This window comes from Brevibacillus schisleri, from assembly GCF_055685845.1.
Genome location: NZ_JBVNDM010000001.1, coordinates 231,010 through 246,252, shown reverse-complemented (window position 1 = coordinate 246,252; position 15,243 = coordinate 231,010). Strand labels below are relative to the sequence as shown.

Sequence of the window (15,243 nt, the reverse complement as noted above, 5' to 3'; positions counted from 1 at the left end):
ATCGAGAGAACAAAAGTTTGCTTCTTGGTTTGCTACTCTAGTCGTCGCTGCGCAGGGACAGGCCCAGTTCAGCTAACTTTTCTTGAACTTCTTCAAGAGATTTGCGCCCCAGATTGCGTACTTTCATCATGTCCTCTTCGGTCTTCTGCGTCAGCTCTTGCACGGTATTAATACCGGCACGCTTCAAGCAGTTGTAGGAACGAACAGAAAGATCGAGCTCTTCGATAGTCATCTCCAAGACTTTCTCTTTCTTGTCCTCTTCCTTCTCTACCATGATTTCTGCATCCTTCGCCTCGTCAGTCAGACCGACGAACAGGTTCAGGTGCTCCGTCATGATTTTTGCGCCGAGACTCACGGCTTCTTCCGGACTGATGCTACCGTTAGTCCAAACCTCAAGTGTTAACTTGTCATAGTTGGTCATTTGCCCTACACGGGTATTTTCCACTTGATAGTTAACGCGCTTGATCGGCGTGTAGATCGAATCAATCGGAATCACACCAATAGGCAGATCCTCAGACTTGTTTCCATCAGATTGAACATAACCACGACCACGTCCAGCTGTCATGCGGATATGCAGACGACCGCCATTGGCCAACGTTGCAATATGAAGATCAGGGTTTAAGACCTCCACATCACTGTCAGCACGGATATCTCCCGCTTTGACAACGCCTTCGCCTTCTGCATCGATCTCGATTACTTTTTCTTCATCGGAATGGATCTTCAGCGCCAAGCCTTTGATGTTCAGGATGATCTCGGTTACATCTTCAACGACGCCTTCAACCGTAGAGAATTCGTGAAGAACCCCATCGATTTGAACAGTACGAACTGCCGCGCCTGGCAAGGACGAAAGAAGAATTCGTCTCAGCGAGTTGCCAAGGGTAGTTCCGTATCCGCGCTCTAGAGGTTCTACAACAAACTTTCCATACGAGTTGTCGTCGCTAACTTCCACAACCTCGATTTTTGGTTTTTCTATTTCTATCATTAAACAAACCCTCCTTCAAAACGTCGAAATCCTTGGGTGGGCCGCATACGTGCCCACTCAGGAATTTCCCCGGCGGTTTACCGTTTGCGTGCATGACAAGCTATAAATCAGAATTTACCATTCTAGTATGGACATGTTCTGAACGATATAAACCAGTTACACGCGGCGACGTTTTGGTGGACGGCAACCGTTGTGCGGAATTGGCGTCACGTCTTTAATCATGTTCACTTCAAGACCAGTTGCTTGCAGGGAACGGATCGCAGCTTCACGACCTGCACCTGGGCCTTTTACCGATACTTCAAGGGAACGCATGCCGTGTTCCATAGCAACGCGTGCAGCCGCTTCAGCAGCCATTTGCGCAGCAAATGGAGTGCTTTTACGGGAGCCTTTGAAGCCGAGGGAACCAGCACTGGACCAAGAGATCGCGTTACCGTGTGGATCCGTGATTGTGACGATCGTATTGTTGAAAGTAGAACGGATGTGTGCTACGCCGACTTCAACATTCTTACGGTCACGACGACGGGTACGTGTTGCTGTAGCTTGTTTTCTTTTCGCCATGTCAGATTACCCTCCTTTACTTCTTCTTGTTTGCTACTGTACGGCGTGGACCTTTACGCGTACGAGCATTTGTTTTAGAACGTTGACCGCGAACTGGAAGTCCACGACGATGGCGGATGCCACGGAAGCAACCGATTTCCATCAGACGCTTGATGTTGAGGGAGATCTCACGACGGAGGTCACCTTCTACCTTCACAGTTTTGTCGATGTACTCACGAAGTTTGTTCACTTCATCTTCTGTCAGATCGCGAACACGAGTGTTCATGTCTACGCCAGTAGCGGACAGAATTTTTTGAGACGTGGGGCGGCCAATACCAAAAATGTAGGTAAGAGCAACTTCAACGCGTTTTTCGCGCGGCAAGTCTACGCCTGCAATACGTGCCATGTGTCAAAAGCACCTCCTTGTTTACCCTTGTTTTTGCTTATGCTTCGGATTTTCACAAATAACCATTACGTTACCTTTGCGACGGATAACCTTGCATTTCTCGCAGATCGGTTTAACCGAAGGTCTCACTTTCATGGTTCTTGCCTCCCTTTTCTAGGGGTTTTGCTTACTATTTATAGCGGTACGTAATACGTCCGCGGGTTAAGTCGTACGGCGACAGTTCAACAGTTACTTTATCCCCCGGCAGGATACGGATAAAGTGCATGCGGATTTTTCCGGAGACGTGAGCAAGGACTTTATGTCCATTCTCTAATTCTACTCGAAACATAGCATTTGGCAAAGGTTCGATTACCGTACCTTCCACCTCAATTACATCATCTTTTGCCATGGTAAACTCTCCTTTCTTCTGCTCTTCAGTCGGACCATGAGTTTTGCGAAATGATCACACAACGAACTTATCGTCGACACGTTGGACGACAATCCCGAATCGTTCGGAACTACCGTTTTTATGTCCGTGTAAAAATCTCATAGCCATCTTCCGTAATCGCGATGGTGTGTTCAAAATGAGCACAAGTTTTCCGATCCACTGTTACTACCGTCCAATTGTCCTCCAATGTGCGGACATAACGTTCGCCGGCATTTACCATTGGCTCAATTGCCAACACCATGCCTGGTTTTAACCGTGGTCCTCGATCAGGAGGGCCGTAGTTAGGAACCTGCGGATCTTCGTGCAAGTTTTGCCCGATCCCATGCCCCACATACTCGCGAACGAGTGTGAAGTCGGCAGCTTCTGCATGAACCTGAATCGCATGAGAGATATCGGATAAGCGTCCACCTGGAACAGCTTTTTCAAGCCCCTTGTACAACGACTCTTCCGTTACTCTGAGTAGCTTCTGGTTTTCTGTTGAAATCTTACCGACCGGATACGTCCAAGCGGAGTCGCCATGATACCCCTGAAACTGGGCACCAATGTCGATACTGATAATGTCTCCTTCTTGTAACGCCCGTTTACCTGGGATCCCGTGTACGAGTTCTTCATTGACTGAAGCACAGATACTTCCTGGAAAGCCACCATAGCCTTTAAACGATGGAATTGCTCCCATGCTTCGAATAAAGGTCTCGGCAATTTCGTCTAGCTGCTTCGTCGTGACACCAGGCTTGATCGCCTTGGCCAGTTCTTGATGGGTGAGTGCGACGATACGACCAGCTTCGCGCATAACCTCAAGTTCTGCTTTCGACTTTAGGATAATCATTCGCAATTACCCTCGCAACAAAGACTTAATTTCCGCAAACACTACCTGGATATCTTGTTCTCCATCGATATCTCGCAGAAGTTCCTGTGCGGAGTAGTAGTCGATAAGTGGCTGTGTTTGAGCGATATTCACGTCAAGGCGTTGTGTTACCACTTCGATCTTGTCGTCTTCACGCTGATACAGCTTACCACCATCTTTATCACATACGCCAGCCTCTTTTGGAGGATTGAACATCGTGTGATAGCTAGCACCGCAAACAGGGCAGATCCAGCGACCGGTCAGACGTTCAATCAATTGCTCGCGTTGAACGTTGATGTTAATTACATGGTCAATTTCGCGTCCCAGCTCTTTTACTGTAGCTGTCAACGCTTCCGCCTGAGGAACTGTGCGCGGAAAACCATCTAAGAGGAATCCCTTTGCGCAGTCATCCATCGAAAGGCGCTCCCGCACAATACCAATGACAACCTCGTCTGGGACGAGATGACCTTTATCCATGTAGGATTTAGCCTCTAGTCCGAGCGGCGTTTCGTTTTTGACCGCAGCTCGGAACATGTCTCCAGTCGAAATGTGCGGGATGTCAAACTCTTTTACGATACGTTCTGCCTGTGTCCCTTTACCGGCTCCAGGCAGTCCCATCAGAATTATATTCACGTCCATTCCCTCCGTCCCATCAAAAAAGCTACAGAAGCTTTTCTGTAAACATCTAAGTCATTACTTGATAAACCCTTGGTAGTGGCGTTTGATCATTTGACTTTCAATCTGCTTCATTGTATCCAAGCTTACCCCAACCACGATCAACAGCGATGTACCACCGATGTAAATGGATTGTGGCAAGTTTGCAAGACTACCGAAGAAGAATGGCAATATCGCAATAATCATCAAGAACAAAGCGCCCGCCAATGTTAACCGGTTTAATGTGCGAGTAATGAATACCTCAGTGTTTTTACCAGGTCGGATACCAGGAATGTAACCGCCATTTTTTCTCATGTTTTCTGCCATTTGTACAGGGTTGATCTGTACAAATGTGTAGAAGTAGGTGAATCCGAGAATCAAGATAGCGTAAAGCGTCATTCCTAATGGTTTGTTGACTTGGAAGTTCTGATAAATCCAGTTAGCAAATCCTTGTCCAGATGCATCCACCCAGAACTGAGCAATCGTTGACGGGAACATTACCAGCGATACCGCAAAGATAACAGGAATAACACCAGCAGAGTTGATTTTCAGTGGAATGTGGGTAGATTGACCACCGTACATTTTGCGTCCAACCACTCGTTTCGCATATTGCACTGGAATCTTACGAAGGCCTTGCTGCATAAAGATAACCCCGACAATAATGGCGAGGATCACCAATAGGATAAGCAGAACTTTGACGACGCTGAAGAATACGTTTTGAGATGGGTCAGCGAACTGTGTTGTGTAAATCGTCGTAATCCCTTGCGGAATGTTAGCGACGATCCCGCCAACGATCAGGATCGAAATCCCGTTTCCGATACCCTTCTCCGTAATCTGTTCCCCCATCCACATCATGAATGCGGTCCCAGCTGTCAAAGTCAACGCAATGAGTGCATAGCTGCTAGCCGACGTGTCGTTTAGCAAACCAGGCGCCATATTGTTGAATCCAATCGTCATCCCTACAGACTGAATCAAACCAAGGATAATTGTAGCGTAACGGGTAACGGTGGCAATCTTGCGACGACCAACTTCCCCTTCACGAGCCCATTGCGTAAGCTTAGGCACAACATCCATGGACATCAGCTGCATGATAATCGATGCCGTAATGTACGGCATGATACCCATGGCAAAAATCGAGAAGTTATGCAGTGCTCCACCTGAGAAGGTGTTCAACAAGCCCAGTAATTGGTTTGTGTTCTGCTGAAACAACGCGACATTTACGTTAGGAACTGGCACATAGCTACCGATCCGGAAAACGACCAGCATCATGAGCGTAAAAAGGATTTTGCGACGAAGGTCGCTAATTTTGAAAATGTTAGTTAAGGACGCTAACATTAGATCACCTCGGTTGTTCCACCGACTTGTGCGATCTTCTCAGCAGCAGCTCCGGAGAACTTGTGAGCTTTTACAGTCAGCTTCACAGTCAGTTCACCGTTAGCAAGAACCTTAACACCGTCGCGCAGCGCGCTGATAACACCAGTTTCTTTCAACAGCTCAGGTGTTACTACAGTGCCCTCTTCGAAACGGTTCAGCGCGTCCAAGCTAACAATCGCAAATTCTTTGCGGCTGATGTTAGTGAAACCACGCTTAGGCAGACGACGGTACAATGGGTTTTGACCACCCTCGAAACCTGGGCGTACGCCGCCACCGGAACGAGCGTTTTGACCTTTGTGACCTTTACCAGCAGTTTTGCCAGTACCGCTACCAATACCGCGACCGATGCGCTTACGAGTGTGACGGGATCCTTCTGCAGGTTGCAGTTCATGCAATTTCATACGTTGCACCTCCTAACTAATTGAGATGTTCAATTAAGCTTCTACTTCTTTCACTTCTACCAAGTGCTTCACTTTGAAAACCATTCCACGAATTGCAGGATTATCTTCCTTCACTACAGTGGAGTTGATTTTGCGAAGACCCAGAGCTTTTACAGTGTCTTGCTGATCTACAGTACGACCGATCAGGCTGCGTTTGAGGGTGATTTGCAATTTTGCCATGTTCATTCCCTCCTTATTAACCCAACAACTCGTCAACAGTCTTACCGCGCAATTTCGCGACATCTTCCGCTGTTTTCAGACGACCGAGGCCTTCCAGCGTAGCGTTGACCATGTTGATAGGATTGTTGGAACCAAGAGACTTACTCAAGATATCGCCTACACCAGCCAGTTCGAGTACGGCACGAACAGGTCCACCAGCGATAACACCTGTACCAGGGGCAGCAGGCTTGATGAGAACCTTACCAGCGCCGAATTGGCACAGTACTTGGTGCGGAACAGTTGTTCCTCTCATCGGTACACGGATCAATTTTTTCTTAGCATCGTCAATCGCTTTGCGAATGGCGTCTGGAACTTCTTGAGCTTTACCCATACCAGCACCTACGTGGCCGTTACGGTCTCCCACAACAACCAAGGCGCTGAAGCTCATACGACGTCCACCTTTAACCGTTTTTGCTACACGGTTAACTGCGACTACTTTTTCTTCGAGCTCTAATTTGCTAGGGTCGATACGCATTCCTTACCCTCCTTGTTGTTAGAATTGCAGACCAGCTTCACGAGCTGCTTCTGCCAGTGCTTTAATACGTCCATGATAGATGTAACCACCGCGGTCAAAAATCACTTCAGTCGCACCTTTTTCTTGTGCACGCTTAGCGATCAGTGTGCCAACAGCTGTAGCAGCTTCCACGTTAGCGCCATTATTCAGGCCCAGCTCTTTATCCAAAGAAGATGCAGATACCAGTGTTACGCCAGTTGCATCGTCGATCAATTGAGCGTAGATGTGCTTAGAAGAACGGAATACGTTCAGACGTGGGCGAATGGTAGAACCAATCACACGTTTGCGGATTCGCAGATGACGTTTTTTCCGAGCTTTGTTTTTATCAGCTTTCGTAAACATTAAGCGGCCTCCTTTCTCATGAAGCTAGAAGCTTATTTACCTTTTTTACCTTCTTTACGACGAACAACTTCATTGCTGTACTTGATACCTTTACCTTTGTATGGCTCAGGTTTACGCAGAGAACGGATTTCAGCAGCAATTTGGCCTACGCGCTCTTTGTTGATACCTTTTACCACCAAAGTGGTTTGGTTTGGTACATCAATTTCGATACCCTCTTCTGGAGTAACTTCCACTGGGTGGGAGAAACCAAGAGAGAGAGTAACACCGTTGCCGGACTTAGCAGCACGGTAACCTACACCGACCAGTTCCAGGGTACGAGTGAAGCCTTCAGATACGCCAGTTACCATGTTGGATACCAGCGCACGAGTCGTACCATGCAGGGAACGGTGAAGTTTGTTATCGCTTGGACGCTCAATGATTACTTCGTTTTCAGCGATGTTGATTTTGATATCTTCATGGAAGCTACGAACGAGTTGACCCTTAGGGCCTTTTACCGTCAGCTCAGTACCGTTCAGAGTGAGGGTAACGCCTGCAGGGACCACGATCGGTTTTCTACCGACACGAGACATGTGGTGCACCTCCTGTGCTATTTACAATCTGTTAATTACCAAATGTATGCGAGAACCTCTCCACCTACGTGAGCTTGACGAGCTTGCTTGTCAGTCATTACACCAGTGGATGTAGAGATGATCGCGCAACCGAGACCACCCAAAACCTTAGGTACTTCATTGTTCTTTGCATAAACACGAAGTCCTGGCTTGGAGATACGTTTCAGACCTGTGATAACACGCTCGTTGCCTGCACCATATTTCAGGAATACGCGGATGATTCCTTGTTTGTTGTCTTCAACAAACTCCGCATCGCGGATGAAGCCTTCTTCTTTCAGAATGCGCGCGATTTCCTTCTTGATGGTGGACGCCGGGATTTCCACTTTCTCGTGGCGAACCATGTTGGCGTTACGAATTCGAGTCAACATATCTGCGATTGGATCAGTCATAACCATGAGAGAAAACCTCCTTCCCGTTTCAAATTACCAGCTTGCTTTTTTCACGCCTGGAATTTGACCTTTATAAGCAAGTTCACGGAAGCAAATACGGCAGAGTTTAAATTTGCGCAATACGGAGTGAGGACGTCCGCAACGCTCGCAACGTGTGTACGCGCGTACTGCAAACTTCGGCTCCCGCTGTTGCTTGATGATCATTGATTTCTTTGCCACATTCTTCCCTCCTTACGAGTGGGTTTATTTACGGAATGGCATACCCATTTGAGTCAGCAACTCACGAGCTTCCTCATCCGTTTTCGCGGAAGTAACAATAACGATGTCCATACCACGAACTTTATCAATTTTATCGTACTCGATCTCAGGGAAGATCAGTTGTTCCTTCAGACCAAGTGTATAGTTACCGCGACCGTCAAAAGCCTTGGAAGAAATTCCACGGAAGTCACGAACACGTGGGAGAGATACGTTCATCAATTTGTCGAGGAAGTGGTACATACGCTCGCCGCGCAGAGTAACCTTCGCACCGATCGGCATACCTTCACGCAATTTGAAACCCGCGATGGATTTCTTAGCCTTTGTTACTACAGGCTTTTGACCAGCGATGATTTGCAGGTCTTCAATTGCAGTATCCAAGGACTTAGCGTTCGCTACCGCTTCGCCAACACCCATATTGATGATGATCTTTTCTACTTTCGGCACTTGCATGATGGAAGTGTAGTTGAACTTGCTCATCAAGCTAGGCACGATTTCGCTCGTATACTTTTCTTTCAATCTTGTTGCCATCTAGGATATCCTCCTTTCCAACCTGACTACTTGTCGAGTACTTCGCCAGACTTTTTCGCGTACCGAACTTTCTTGCCGTTATCCAAAACTTTGTAACCGATGCGAGTAGCTTTTCCGGACTTCGGATCGATCAAAGATACGTTGGATACGTGAATAGCTGCTTCTTGAGTCACAATGCCACCTTGCGGGTTAGCTTGGGACGGACGGCTATGTTTCTTCACGAGGTTGATACCTTCAACCAGAACGCGTTCTTTCTTTGGATAAGCAGCGAGAACGCGACCTTTTTTGCCTTTATCTTTGCCCGCATTTACGATAACAGTGTCGCCTTTTTTAACGTGCATCGCTTGGTGCACCTCCTATCGAACAAACTGCCTGAGTTTTGCCGTTCAATTAGATAACCTCTGGAGCCAGAGAGATGATCTTCATGAAATCCTTATCGCGGAGCTCACGAGCCACAGGTCCAAAGATACGAGTACCACGTGGGGATTGATCGTCTTTGATAACTACAGCTGCATTTTCATCGAAACGGATGTAAGAACCATCGTTACGACGAACGCCACTTACTGTGCGTACTACTACCGCTTTAACTACTTGACCTTTCTTGACAACGCCGCCGGGTGTAGCGGATTTTACGGAGCACACGATAACATCACCGATGTTCGCCGTTTTACGACCGGAACCACCCAGAACCTTGATGCACATGAGTTCCTTTGCACCGGAGTTGTCAGCAACAGCCAATCTCGTCTGAGTTTGGATCATTTACTGTTCCTCCTTTCGGAATTAATATCCGAAAATCTGACTTATACGATTACTGCCTCTTCGACGATACGTACCAAACGGAAACGCTTGTCTTTAGACAATGGACGAGTTTCCATGATTTCTACGATGTCGCCCACTTTTGCCGTGTTGTTCTCGTCGTGAGCCTTGAACTTTTTCGAGAATTTCATGCGTTTGCCGTACAAAGGATGTGTCTTGTAAGTTTCAACAAGAACAACAATGGTTTTATCCATCTTGTCGGAAACAACGCGACCTACAACTGTTCGACGCATATTGCGATCTGCGGTCATCGTTCAAACCTCCTTCCTATAATTAGCCGATTCCCAATTCTCTCTGGCGCAGGACGGTTTTCGCACGAGCAATATCCTTACGCACTTGTTTAATACGAGATGTGGTTTCGAGTTGACCCGTAGCCAGCTGGAAACGAAGGTTGAACAACTCTTCTTTCAAAGAAGTAACGTTTTGTTCGATCTCGGCAGTGGTCAAATTACGGTACTCATTAGCCTTCATGTGCGTCACCACCCACTTCTTCACGCTTCACGAACTTGCACTTGATTGGCAGTTTGTGCATAGCCAGACGCATAGCTTCGCGAGCGACTTCTTCAGGAACACCAGCAAGCTCGAACATGATCTTGCCTGGCTTCACTACCGCTACCCATTTCTCAGGAGAACCTTTACCGGAACCCATGCGGACTTCGAGCGGTTTTTGTGTTACTGGTTTATCTGGGAAAATCTTGATCCAAACTTTACCACCACGTTTGATGTAACGAGTCATCGCGATACGAGCTGCCTCGATCTGACGGTTAGTTACCCAAGATGGTTCCATTGCTTGCAATCCGTATTCACCGAACGCAACAGTAGTACCGCCTTTTGCGTTACCAGCCATTTTCCCGCGGTGTTGTTTACGGTGTTTCACGCGTTTTGGCGTCAACATGATTACTTGCCTCCTTCCTCAGTAGCGACGTTCTTTCTCGCTGGAAGGACTTCTCCACGATAGATCCACACTTTAACACCGATGCGACCATAAGTGGTATGTGCTTCAGCAGTACCGTAGTCGATGTCAGCGCGCAATGTGTGAAGTGGAACAGTACCTTCGCTGTAACCTTCAGAACGTGCGATGTCCGCGCCGCCAAGACGACCGCTTACCAAGGTTTTGATACCTTTAGCACCAGAGCGCAGCGTACGAGTGATCGATTGCTTTTGCGCACGGCGGAAAGAAATGCGGTTTTCCAATTGGCGTGCAATATTTTCAGCTACCAGAGTAGCATCCAGATCCGGACGTTTGATTTCATTGATATTGATATGAACGCGTTTGCCAGTCAGATCAGTCAGGGTTTTGCGCAGAGTTTCAACCTCTGAACCACCTTTACCAATTACCATACCAGGCTTAGCGGTGTGAATCGTAACGTTCACGCGATTAGCTGCGCGCTCGATTTCGATCGTGGATACAGCAGCATCTTTCAGACGCCCTTTTACATACTTGCGGATTTTCAAGTCTTCGTGCAACAGAGTTGCGAAGTCCTTGTCAGCGTACCATTTGGACTCCCAGTCACGAATGACACCGATCCGAAGACCTACCGGGCTTACCTTTTGACCCACACGTAATCCCTCCTTATTTCTCGTTTAGTACCACTGTGATGTGGCTCGTGCGTTTATGGATGCGGCTAGCGCGACCCATAGCGCGCGGACGGAAACGCTTCAACGTAGGACCTTGGTCTACGAAGACTTTACCCACTACGAGGCTGTTTGGATCCATCTCATAGTTGTGCTCAGCGTTTGCAATAGCCGACTTCAGGAGTTTTTCAACAACTGGAGAAGCTGCCTTTGGCGTGTGTTTCAAGATCGCCAAAGCTTCACCTACTTGCTTGCCTCTGATCAAGTCTACCACCAGGCGGACTTTACGAGACGCGATGCGAATGTTGCGTGCAACTGCTTTTGCTTCCATCTTTGTACCTCCTCTCTGTCAAGAGAAAATTAGCGCTTCTTGGACTTCTTGTCGTTGTCGACGTGACCCTTGAAGGTACGAGTTGGTGCGAATTCACCCAATTTATGACCAACCATGTCTTCCGATACGTATACTGGTACATGTTTGCGGCCATCGTAAACTGCAAACGTGTGTCCTACGAAATCAGGGAAGATGGTGGAACGGCGAGACCAAGTTTTGATCACGCGTTTCTCGTTCTTTTCATTTTGCTCGTCAACTTTTTTCATCAAGTGGTCATCCACGAAAGGACCCTTTTTTAAGCTACGTCCCATTAGTGAACCTCCCTTCGCCAAAGGCGTTCGGTTATAGTATCAGCCTACCTTACTTCTTGCGGCGGCGGATGATGTATTGGTCGGACTTGTTCTTCTTCTTACGAGTCTTGAGACCCAGAGTTGGTTTACCCCAAGGAGTAACAGGAGCCTTACGACCGATTGGAGCGCGACCTTCACCACCACCGTGTGGGTGATCGTTAGGGTTCATTACGCTACCGCGAACAGTTGGACGAATACCCAACCAGCGGGAACGTCCTGCTTTACCGATGTTCAGCAGTTCGTGATCCAGGTTACCTACTTGACCGATAGTAGCGCGGCATACGTTGTGGATGCGGCGAGTTTCACCGGAAGACAGGCGAACGATTACGAACTCACCATCACGACCAAGCAATTGAGCAGATGTACCAGCAGCGCGCACCAATTGGCCGCCTTTACCAGGTTTCAGCTCGATGTTGTGGATGGTAGTACCTACCGGGATTTTCTCCATTGGCAGTGCGTTACCGATTTTGATGTCGGCATCTGCTCCGGATACGATCTGGTCGCCCACTTTCAGGTTGTGTGGAGCGATAATGTAACGCTTTTCACCGTCTGCATAGTTGATCAGCGCGATGTTAGCGGAACGGTTTGGATCGTATTCAATGGTTGCTACGCGACCAATGATACCATCTTTGTTACGTTTGAAGTCGATAATACGGTATTTACGTTTATGACCGCCACCTTGATGACGAACGGTAATTCTACCTTGGTTGTTGCGACCAGCTTTTTTGCTGAGAGGCGCCAACAAGGATTTTTCGGGAGTCGACGTGGTGATCTCCTCGAAAGTAGAAACCGTCATTTGGCGACGACCAGGAGAAGTCGGTTTAAACTTTTTGATACCCATGTTAATACCCTCCTTTTCGGTAGTCGTCGAGGTTATACTCCCTCGTAGAAGGCCAATTCTTTGCTGTCATCAGTCAGCTTAACGATTGCTTTCTTCCACTCGGACGTGTAACCGGAGTATTTTCCGTAGCGTTTTGGTTTCGCAGGTACACGAACTGTGTTAACTGCTTCTACTTTTACGCCAAATACTTTTTCAACAGCTTGTTTGATTTCTGTTTTGTTAGCTTTGAGAGGTACTTCGAAAACGTACTTCTTCTCAGCCATCATATCAGTGGTGCGCTCGGTAATGACAGGGCGTTTAAGGACATCATGAAGGCTCTTCATTATGCGAGCACCTCCTCTACTTTCGCAACCGCTTCTTTCGTCACGATTACTTTGTCATGCGCTACCAGATCAAGAACGTTAATGCCTGCAGCATCTACGATTTTTGCACCTGGGATATTGCGGGAAGCGAGCGCTACGTTTTGGTCGTACTCGGAAGTAACGATCAGAACTTTGCGATCTACTTTCAAGCTGCTCAGCACAGCTGTCATTTCCTTAGTTTTTGGAGCTGCGAAGTTCAAAGCTTCCAATACCAGGAGTTCGTTGTTTTGTACTTTCGTGGAAAGTGCAGATTTCAGAGCCAAACGGCGAACTTTACGGTTCAGTTTGTAACCGTATTTGCGCGGAGTTGGACCGAATACAACACCGCCACCTTTCCATTGCGGAGAGCGAATGGAACCTTGGCGTGCACGACCTGTACCTTTTTGGCGCCATGGCTTGCGGCCACCACCACGTACTTCAGAACGGTTCTTTACATCATGTGTACCTTGGCGTTGGGATGCTTGTTGCATCACGATCGCATCGTACAGAACTGCGCTGTTAGGCTCAATACCAAATACGCTGTCTGCCAGATCGATTTCGCCAACTTGAGAACCGGTTTGGTTATAAAGAGCTACTTTCGGCATGTCAGTTCCTCCTTTCCTTACTAGTTCTTCTTGACTGCCGTGGATACCAGTACGCAGCTGTTTTTCGGACCAGGCACGGAGCCTTTTACGAGAACCAGGTTACGCTCTGTATCTACTTTAATTACTTCCAGGTTTTGAATAGTAACGTTGTCGCCACCCATTTGACCTGGCAGTGTTTGACCTTTAAATACGCGGTTCGGAGCTACAGCACCCATGGAACCTGGACCGCGATGGTAACGCGAACCGTGAGCCATAGGACCGCGGGATTGATTGTGACGTTTGATCGCACCTTGGAAACCTTTACCCTTGGATACGCCAGCTACGTCCACCATTTCTCCCTCGGCAAAAATGTCAGCCTTCAACTCTTGACCAACCTCGTAATCAGCGAGGTTAACTCCGCGAATTTCGCGAATGAAGCGCTTAGGAGCAGTGTTAGCTTTCGCTGCATGTCCTTTTTCCGGCTTGTTAGCGCGCTGTTCTTTTTTGTCTTCGAAGCCGATTTGAATCGCTTCATAACCGTCAGTCTCAACGTCTTTCTTCTGAAGAACTACGTTGGAACCAACCTCGATGACCGTTACAGCAGTCGCTGTTCCGTTTGGACCAAAAACTTGAGTCATACCAAGTTTTTTCCCTAAGATTCCTTTGGTCATTTGTGCCACCTCCTGTGCTTATTTCAGTAAAACGCTTTTTATGTTGTATCAAGTCCCCATCGATGCGCAGGGGTGCCATTTTAAGGGTTTGTTGCTTGGTGTAACACGCTTATCAAGACAACGTCTGCGCGTGTATCGCTTTTTGGGACCTTACAGTTTAATCTCGATATCCACACCAGATGGCAGATCCAGACGCATCAAAGCATCTACTGTTTGTGGTGTTGGGTTCAAGATGTCGATCAAACGTTTGTGTGTACGCATCTCGAATTGCTCGCGAGAATCTTTGTACTTATGAACCGCACGCAGGATCGTGTAAACTGCTTTCTCCGTAGGGAGTGGAATTGGACCGGATACGTTAGCACCGGAACGCTTCGCAGTGTCCACAATTTTTTCTGCGGACTGATCCAGGATTTTGTGATCATACGCCTTCAAACGAATACGAATCTTTTGCTTTGCCATTGAAGTCCCTCCTTTTTCGCCCATTTTTTAAACAGACATTTCTCCGTGGAAATATCCTGCACCCCGGTCATGGCAAAGGGGCCGGGTGTGTCAGCAACCTCCCACATCATCGCAAGTCCATGACCAACATTCAATATTGTACTAAAAAGATATGGGCAACGCAAGTTTTTTCTTGGGTTTCCGTATATTTTTTTGTACATGGTGTGCCTACTGAATGGCTCACCTTGACCATCATACAGATTTCAGGGAAGAAAGGCAAGCGGGATTACCTGCCAACCTGCCAGGTCATCTATCTATAATAGTAGGAAGACGTTATACTTAGGATTGTAATCGTTATGAAATGGAGGTTTTCCTCAATGTCTGATGTGAATCAAACCCCTTATGAAATCACTGGCGGTGCTGATACTTTGGCCCGTCTTGTCGATACCTTTTACGATCTGGTAAAACAGCATCCCGATATTAACGATCTCTTCCCTGAAGATTTAACCCACGTGAAGGAGCGTCAATATCAGTTTTTGACGCAGTTTCTCGGTGGTCCAAGCCTTTATTCGGACGCCCATGGTCATCCGATGCTGCGAGCACGGCACATGCCTTTCCCCATTGGACCTATACAAGCAGAGGCTTGGCTATCTTGTATGGATAAAGCCATGGACCTGACAGGGCTGGAAGGCGAAATCCGGAAGCAAATCTTTGATCGCTTGCGTTTAACTGCTCACCATATGGTCAATAAGTGGGATCAATAAGAAAAAGCGT

30 protein-coding genes are annotated in these 15,243 nt (G+C 47.6%); 1 reads left to right on the top strand and 29 read right to left on the bottom strand.

All coding sequences use genetic code 11. The annotated features are described in order from the left end of the window. Positions 1–37: 37 nt before the first annotated feature. From ACUUHJ_RS01455 to rpsJ, 29 genes are all read right to left on the bottom strand, one after another. On the bottom strand, positions 38–982 hold the full coding sequence (locus tag ACUUHJ_RS01455; protein ID WP_005828801.1) for a DNA-directed RNA polymerase subunit alpha: 945 nt from the start codon (positions 980–982) through the stop codon (positions 38–40). A 156-nt stretch (positions 983–1,138) separates the two neighbouring features. After that, the gene (gene rpsK, locus ACUUHJ_RS01450) at positions 1,139–1,540 is read right to left on the bottom strand and encodes a 30S ribosomal protein S11 (RefSeq protein WP_005828803.1); all 402 of its coding nucleotides are present in this window, start codon (positions 1,538–1,540) and stop codon (positions 1,139–1,141) included. Between the two features lie 16 nt (positions 1,541–1,556). Beyond that, a complete protein-coding gene (gene rpsM / locus ACUUHJ_RS01445; protein WP_012683999.1) occupies positions 1,557–1,925 on the bottom strand; it encodes a 30S ribosomal protein S13 in 369 nt (122 codons plus the stop codon). Positions 1,926–1,946: 21 nt separating this feature from the next. Beyond that, positions 1,947–2,060 carry a 50S ribosomal protein L36 gene (gene rpmJ / locus ACUUHJ_RS01440; RefSeq protein WP_003333770.1) on the bottom strand — a complete coding sequence of 38 codons (114 nt, stop codon included), beginning with the start codon at positions 2,058–2,060 and terminating at the stop codon, positions 1,947–1,949. 34 nt (positions 2,061–2,094) lie between these two features. Beyond that, positions 2,095–2,313, bottom strand: a complete 219-nt coding sequence (gene infA, locus ACUUHJ_RS01435) for a translation initiation factor IF-1 (protein ID WP_003333772.1) — start codon at positions 2,311–2,313, stop codon at positions 2,095–2,097. Between the two features lie 118 nt (positions 2,314–2,431). Further along, positions 2,432–3,178: a type I methionyl aminopeptidase gene (gene map / locus ACUUHJ_RS01430; RefSeq protein ID WP_012683998.1), complete on the bottom strand. Its 747-nt coding sequence runs from the start codon at positions 3,176–3,178 to the stop codon at positions 2,432–2,434. Between the two features lie 6 nt (positions 3,179–3,184). After that, positions 3,185–3,829: an adenylate kinase gene (locus ACUUHJ_RS01425; RefSeq protein WP_012683997.1), complete on the bottom strand. Its 645-nt coding sequence runs from the start codon at positions 3,827–3,829 to the stop codon at positions 3,185–3,187. 60 nt (positions 3,830–3,889) lie between these two features. Beyond that, a complete protein-coding gene (gene secY / locus ACUUHJ_RS01420) occupies positions 3,890–5,185 on the bottom strand; it encodes a preprotein translocase subunit SecY (RefSeq protein ID WP_016742841.1) in 1,296 nt (431 codons plus the stop codon). Further along, on the bottom strand, positions 5,185–5,625 hold the full coding sequence (gene rplO / locus ACUUHJ_RS01415; RefSeq protein ID WP_007716272.1) for a 50S ribosomal protein L15: 441 nt from the start codon (positions 5,623–5,625) through the stop codon (positions 5,185–5,187). Before rplO ends, secY begins: the two co-directional genes overlap by 1 nt. A 33-nt stretch (positions 5,626–5,658) precedes the next feature. Continuing rightward, positions 5,659–5,844 carry a 50S ribosomal protein L30 gene (rpmD, locus tag ACUUHJ_RS01410; RefSeq protein WP_012683995.1) on the bottom strand — a complete coding sequence of 62 codons (186 nt, stop codon included), beginning with the start codon at positions 5,842–5,844 and terminating at the stop codon, positions 5,659–5,661. Between the two features lie 16 nt (positions 5,845–5,860). Further along, positions 5,861–6,358, bottom strand: coding sequence for a 30S ribosomal protein S5 (gene rpsE, locus ACUUHJ_RS01405; RefSeq protein ID WP_007716268.1), 498 nt, complete (start codon positions 6,356–6,358; stop codon positions 5,861–5,863). A gap of 18 nt (positions 6,359–6,376) precedes the next feature. After that, positions 6,377–6,739 carry a 50S ribosomal protein L18 gene (rplR, locus tag ACUUHJ_RS01400; RefSeq protein ID WP_017247053.1) on the bottom strand — a complete coding sequence of 121 codons (363 nt, stop codon included), beginning with the start codon at positions 6,737–6,739 and terminating at the stop codon, positions 6,377–6,379. Positions 6,740–6,771: 32 nt separating this feature from the next. Then, positions 6,772–7,308, bottom strand: a complete 537-nt coding sequence (rplF, locus tag ACUUHJ_RS01395) for a 50S ribosomal protein L6 (RefSeq protein WP_016742843.1) — start codon at positions 7,306–7,308, stop codon at positions 6,772–6,774. A 35-nt stretch (positions 7,309–7,343) separates the two neighbouring features. Continuing rightward, complete coding sequence (gene rpsH / locus ACUUHJ_RS01390) at positions 7,344–7,742, bottom strand: 30S ribosomal protein S8 (RefSeq protein ID WP_012683992.1); 399 nt, start codon at positions 7,740–7,742, stop codon at positions 7,344–7,346. A gap of 27 nt (positions 7,743–7,769) precedes the next feature. Continuing rightward, a complete protein-coding gene (locus ACUUHJ_RS01385) occupies positions 7,770–7,955 on the bottom strand; it encodes a type Z 30S ribosomal protein S14 (protein WP_007716256.1) in 186 nt (61 codons plus the stop codon). Positions 7,956–7,979: 24 nt separating this feature from the next. Further along, the gene (rplE, locus tag ACUUHJ_RS01380) at positions 7,980–8,522 is read right to left on the bottom strand and encodes a 50S ribosomal protein L5 (RefSeq protein ID WP_047074703.1); all 543 of its coding nucleotides are present in this window, start codon (positions 8,520–8,522) and stop codon (positions 7,980–7,982) included. Positions 8,523–8,548: 26 nt separating this feature from the next. Continuing rightward, a complete protein-coding gene (gene rplX, locus ACUUHJ_RS01375) occupies positions 8,549–8,863 on the bottom strand; it encodes a 50S ribosomal protein L24 (protein WP_007716253.1) in 315 nt (104 codons plus the stop codon). Positions 8,864–8,912: 49 nt separating this feature from the next. After that, on the bottom strand, positions 8,913–9,281 hold the full coding sequence (rplN, locus tag ACUUHJ_RS01370; RefSeq protein WP_012683990.1) for a 50S ribosomal protein L14: 369 nt from the start codon (positions 9,279–9,281) through the stop codon (positions 8,913–8,915). Positions 9,282–9,322: 41 nt separating this feature from the next. After that, complete coding sequence (rpsQ, locus tag ACUUHJ_RS01365) at positions 9,323–9,589, bottom strand: 30S ribosomal protein S17 (protein WP_012683989.1); 267 nt, start codon at positions 9,587–9,589, stop codon at positions 9,323–9,325. 22 nt (positions 9,590–9,611) lie between these two features. Beyond that, positions 9,612–9,809: a 50S ribosomal protein L29 gene (gene rpmC / locus ACUUHJ_RS01360; RefSeq protein ID WP_012683988.1), complete on the bottom strand. Its 198-nt coding sequence runs from the start codon at positions 9,807–9,809 to the stop codon at positions 9,612–9,614. After that, the gene (gene rplP, locus ACUUHJ_RS01355; RefSeq protein WP_007716249.1) at positions 9,799–10,233 is read right to left on the bottom strand and encodes a 50S ribosomal protein L16; all 435 of its coding nucleotides are present in this window, start codon (positions 10,231–10,233) and stop codon (positions 9,799–9,801) included. Before rplP ends, rpmC begins: the two co-directional genes overlap by 11 nt. Positions 10,234–10,235: 2 nt before the next feature. Beyond that, complete coding sequence (gene rpsC, locus ACUUHJ_RS01350; protein WP_012683987.1) at positions 10,236–10,898, bottom strand: 30S ribosomal protein S3; 663 nt, start codon at positions 10,896–10,898, stop codon at positions 10,236–10,238. 13 nt (positions 10,899–10,911) lie between these two features. Then, positions 10,912–11,244 carry a 50S ribosomal protein L22 gene (rplV, locus tag ACUUHJ_RS01345; RefSeq protein ID WP_012683986.1) on the bottom strand — a complete coding sequence of 111 codons (333 nt, stop codon included), beginning with the start codon at positions 11,242–11,244 and terminating at the stop codon, positions 10,912–10,914. A gap of 29 nt (positions 11,245–11,273) precedes the next feature. Next, positions 11,274–11,555 carry a 30S ribosomal protein S19 gene (gene rpsS / locus ACUUHJ_RS01340; protein WP_007716246.1) on the bottom strand — a complete coding sequence of 94 codons (282 nt, stop codon included), beginning with the start codon at positions 11,553–11,555 and terminating at the stop codon, positions 11,274–11,276. Between the two features lie 49 nt (positions 11,556–11,604). Next, positions 11,605–12,435 carry a 50S ribosomal protein L2 gene (gene rplB, locus ACUUHJ_RS01335; protein ID WP_012683985.1) on the bottom strand — a complete coding sequence of 277 codons (831 nt, stop codon included), beginning with the start codon at positions 12,433–12,435 and terminating at the stop codon, positions 11,605–11,607. Positions 12,436–12,467: 32 nt separating this feature from the next. Next, positions 12,468–12,758: a 50S ribosomal protein L23 gene (rplW, locus tag ACUUHJ_RS01330; RefSeq protein ID WP_007716243.1), complete on the bottom strand. Its 291-nt coding sequence runs from the start codon at positions 12,756–12,758 to the stop codon at positions 12,468–12,470. Further along, complete coding sequence (gene rplD, locus ACUUHJ_RS01325; RefSeq protein WP_016742844.1) at positions 12,758–13,381, bottom strand: 50S ribosomal protein L4; 624 nt, start codon at positions 13,379–13,381, stop codon at positions 12,758–12,760. Before rplD ends, rplW begins: the two co-directional genes overlap by 1 nt. A 20-nt stretch (positions 13,382–13,401) precedes the next feature. Continuing rightward, positions 13,402–14,031, bottom strand: a complete 630-nt coding sequence (gene rplC / locus ACUUHJ_RS01320) for a 50S ribosomal protein L3 (RefSeq protein WP_012683983.1) — start codon at positions 14,029–14,031, stop codon at positions 13,402–13,404. Positions 14,032–14,181: 150 nt separating this feature from the next. Beyond that, the gene (rpsJ, locus tag ACUUHJ_RS01315) at positions 14,182–14,490 is read right to left on the bottom strand and encodes a 30S ribosomal protein S10 (protein ID WP_005828858.1); all 309 of its coding nucleotides are present in this window, start codon (positions 14,488–14,490) and stop codon (positions 14,182–14,184) included. 356 nt (positions 14,491–14,846) lie between these two features. Between rpsJ and ACUUHJ_RS01310 the strand changes: the two genes are divergently transcribed. Next, complete coding sequence (locus ACUUHJ_RS01310; protein ID WP_472298094.1) at positions 14,847–15,233, top strand: globin domain-containing protein; 387 nt, start codon at positions 14,847–14,849, stop codon at positions 15,231–15,233. Positions 15,234–15,243: the final 10 nt, after the last annotated feature.

Coding starts and splice junctions, on each gene's coding strand:
- ACUUHJ_RS01455 (WP_005828801.1), bottom strand. CDS start 982: ATGATAGAAATAGAAAAACCAAAAATCGAGGTTGTGGAAGTTAGCGAC.
- rpsK (WP_005828803.1), bottom strand. CDS start 1,540: ATGGCGAAAAGAAAACAAGCTACAGCAACACGTACCCGTCGTCGTGAC.
- rpsM (WP_012683999.1), bottom strand. CDS start 1,925: ATGGCACGTATTGCAGGCGTAGACTTGCCGCGCGAAAAACGCGTTGAA.
- rpmJ (WP_003333770.1), bottom strand. CDS start 2,060: ATGAAAGTGAGACCTTCGGTTAAACCGATCTGCGAGAAATGCAAGGTT.
- infA (WP_003333772.1), bottom strand. CDS start 2,313: ATGGCAAAAGATGATGTAATTGAGGTGGAAGGTACGGTAATCGAACCT.
- map (WP_012683998.1), bottom strand. CDS start 3,178: ATGATTATCCTAAAGTCGAAAGCAGAACTTGAGGTTATGCGCGAAGCT.
- secY (WP_016742841.1), bottom strand. CDS start 5,185: ATGTTAGCGTCCTTAACTAACATTTTCAAAATTAGCGACCTTCGTCGC.
- rplO (WP_007716272.1), bottom strand. CDS start 5,625: ATGAAATTGCATGAACTGCAACCTGCAGAAGGATCCCGTCACACTCGT.
- rpmD (WP_012683995.1), bottom strand. CDS start 5,844: ATGGCAAAATTGCAAATCACCCTCAAACGCAGCCTGATCGGTCGTACT.
- rpsE (WP_007716268.1), bottom strand. CDS start 6,358: ATGCGTATCGACCCTAGCAAATTAGAGCTCGAAGAAAAAGTAGTCGCA.
- rplR (WP_017247053.1), bottom strand. CDS start 6,739: ATGTTTACGAAAGCTGATAAAAACAAAGCTCGGAAAAAACGTCATCTG.
- rplF (WP_016742843.1), bottom strand. CDS start 7,308: ATGTCTCGTGTCGGTAGAAAACCGATCGTGGTCCCTGCAGGCGTTACC.
- rpsH (WP_012683992.1), bottom strand. CDS start 7,742: ATGGTTATGACTGATCCAATCGCAGATATGTTGACTCGAATTCGTAAC.
- rplE (WP_047074703.1), bottom strand. CDS start 8,522: ATGGCAACAAGATTGAAAGAAAAGTATACGAGCGAAATCGTGCCTAGC.
- rplX (WP_007716253.1), bottom strand. CDS start 8,863: ATGCACGTTAAAAAAGGCGACACTGTTATCGTAAATGCGGGCAAAGAT.
- rplN (WP_012683990.1), bottom strand. CDS start 9,281: ATGATCCAAACTCAGACGAGATTGGCTGTTGCTGACAACTCCGGTGCA.
- rpsQ (WP_012683989.1), bottom strand. CDS start 9,589: ATGACCGCAGATCGCAATATGCGTCGAACAGTTGTAGGTCGCGTTGTT.
- rpmC (WP_012683988.1), bottom strand. CDS start 9,809: ATGAAGGCTAATGAGTACCGTAATTTGACCACTGCCGAGATCGAACAA.
- rplP (WP_007716249.1), bottom strand. CDS start 10,233: ATGTTGACGCCAAAACGCGTGAAACACCGTAAACAACACCGCGGGAAA.
- rplV (WP_012683986.1), bottom strand. CDS start 11,244: ATGGAAGCAAAAGCAGTTGCACGCAACATTCGCATCGCGTCTCGTAAA.
- rpsS (WP_007716246.1), bottom strand. CDS start 11,555: ATGGGACGTAGCTTAAAAAAGGGTCCTTTCGTGGATGACCACTTGATG.
- rplB (WP_012683985.1), bottom strand. CDS start 12,435: ATGGGTATCAAAAAGTTTAAACCGACTTCTCCTGGTCGTCGCCAAATG.
- rplW (WP_007716243.1), bottom strand. CDS start 12,758: ATGAAGAGCCTTCATGATGTCCTTAAACGCCCTGTCATTACCGAGCGC.
- rplD (WP_016742844.1), bottom strand. CDS start 13,381: ATGCCGAAAGTAGCTCTTTATAACCAAACCGGTTCTCAAGTTGGCGAA.
- rplC (WP_012683983.1), bottom strand. CDS start 14,031: ATGACCAAAGGAATCTTAGGGAAAAAACTTGGTATGACTCAAGTTTTT.
- rpsJ (WP_005828858.1), bottom strand. CDS start 14,490: ATGGCAAAGCAAAAGATTCGTATTCGTTTGAAGGCGTATGATCACAAA.
- ACUUHJ_RS01310 (WP_472298094.1), top strand. CDS start 14,847: ATGTCTGATGTGAATCAAACCCCTTATGAAATCACTGGCGGTGCTGAT.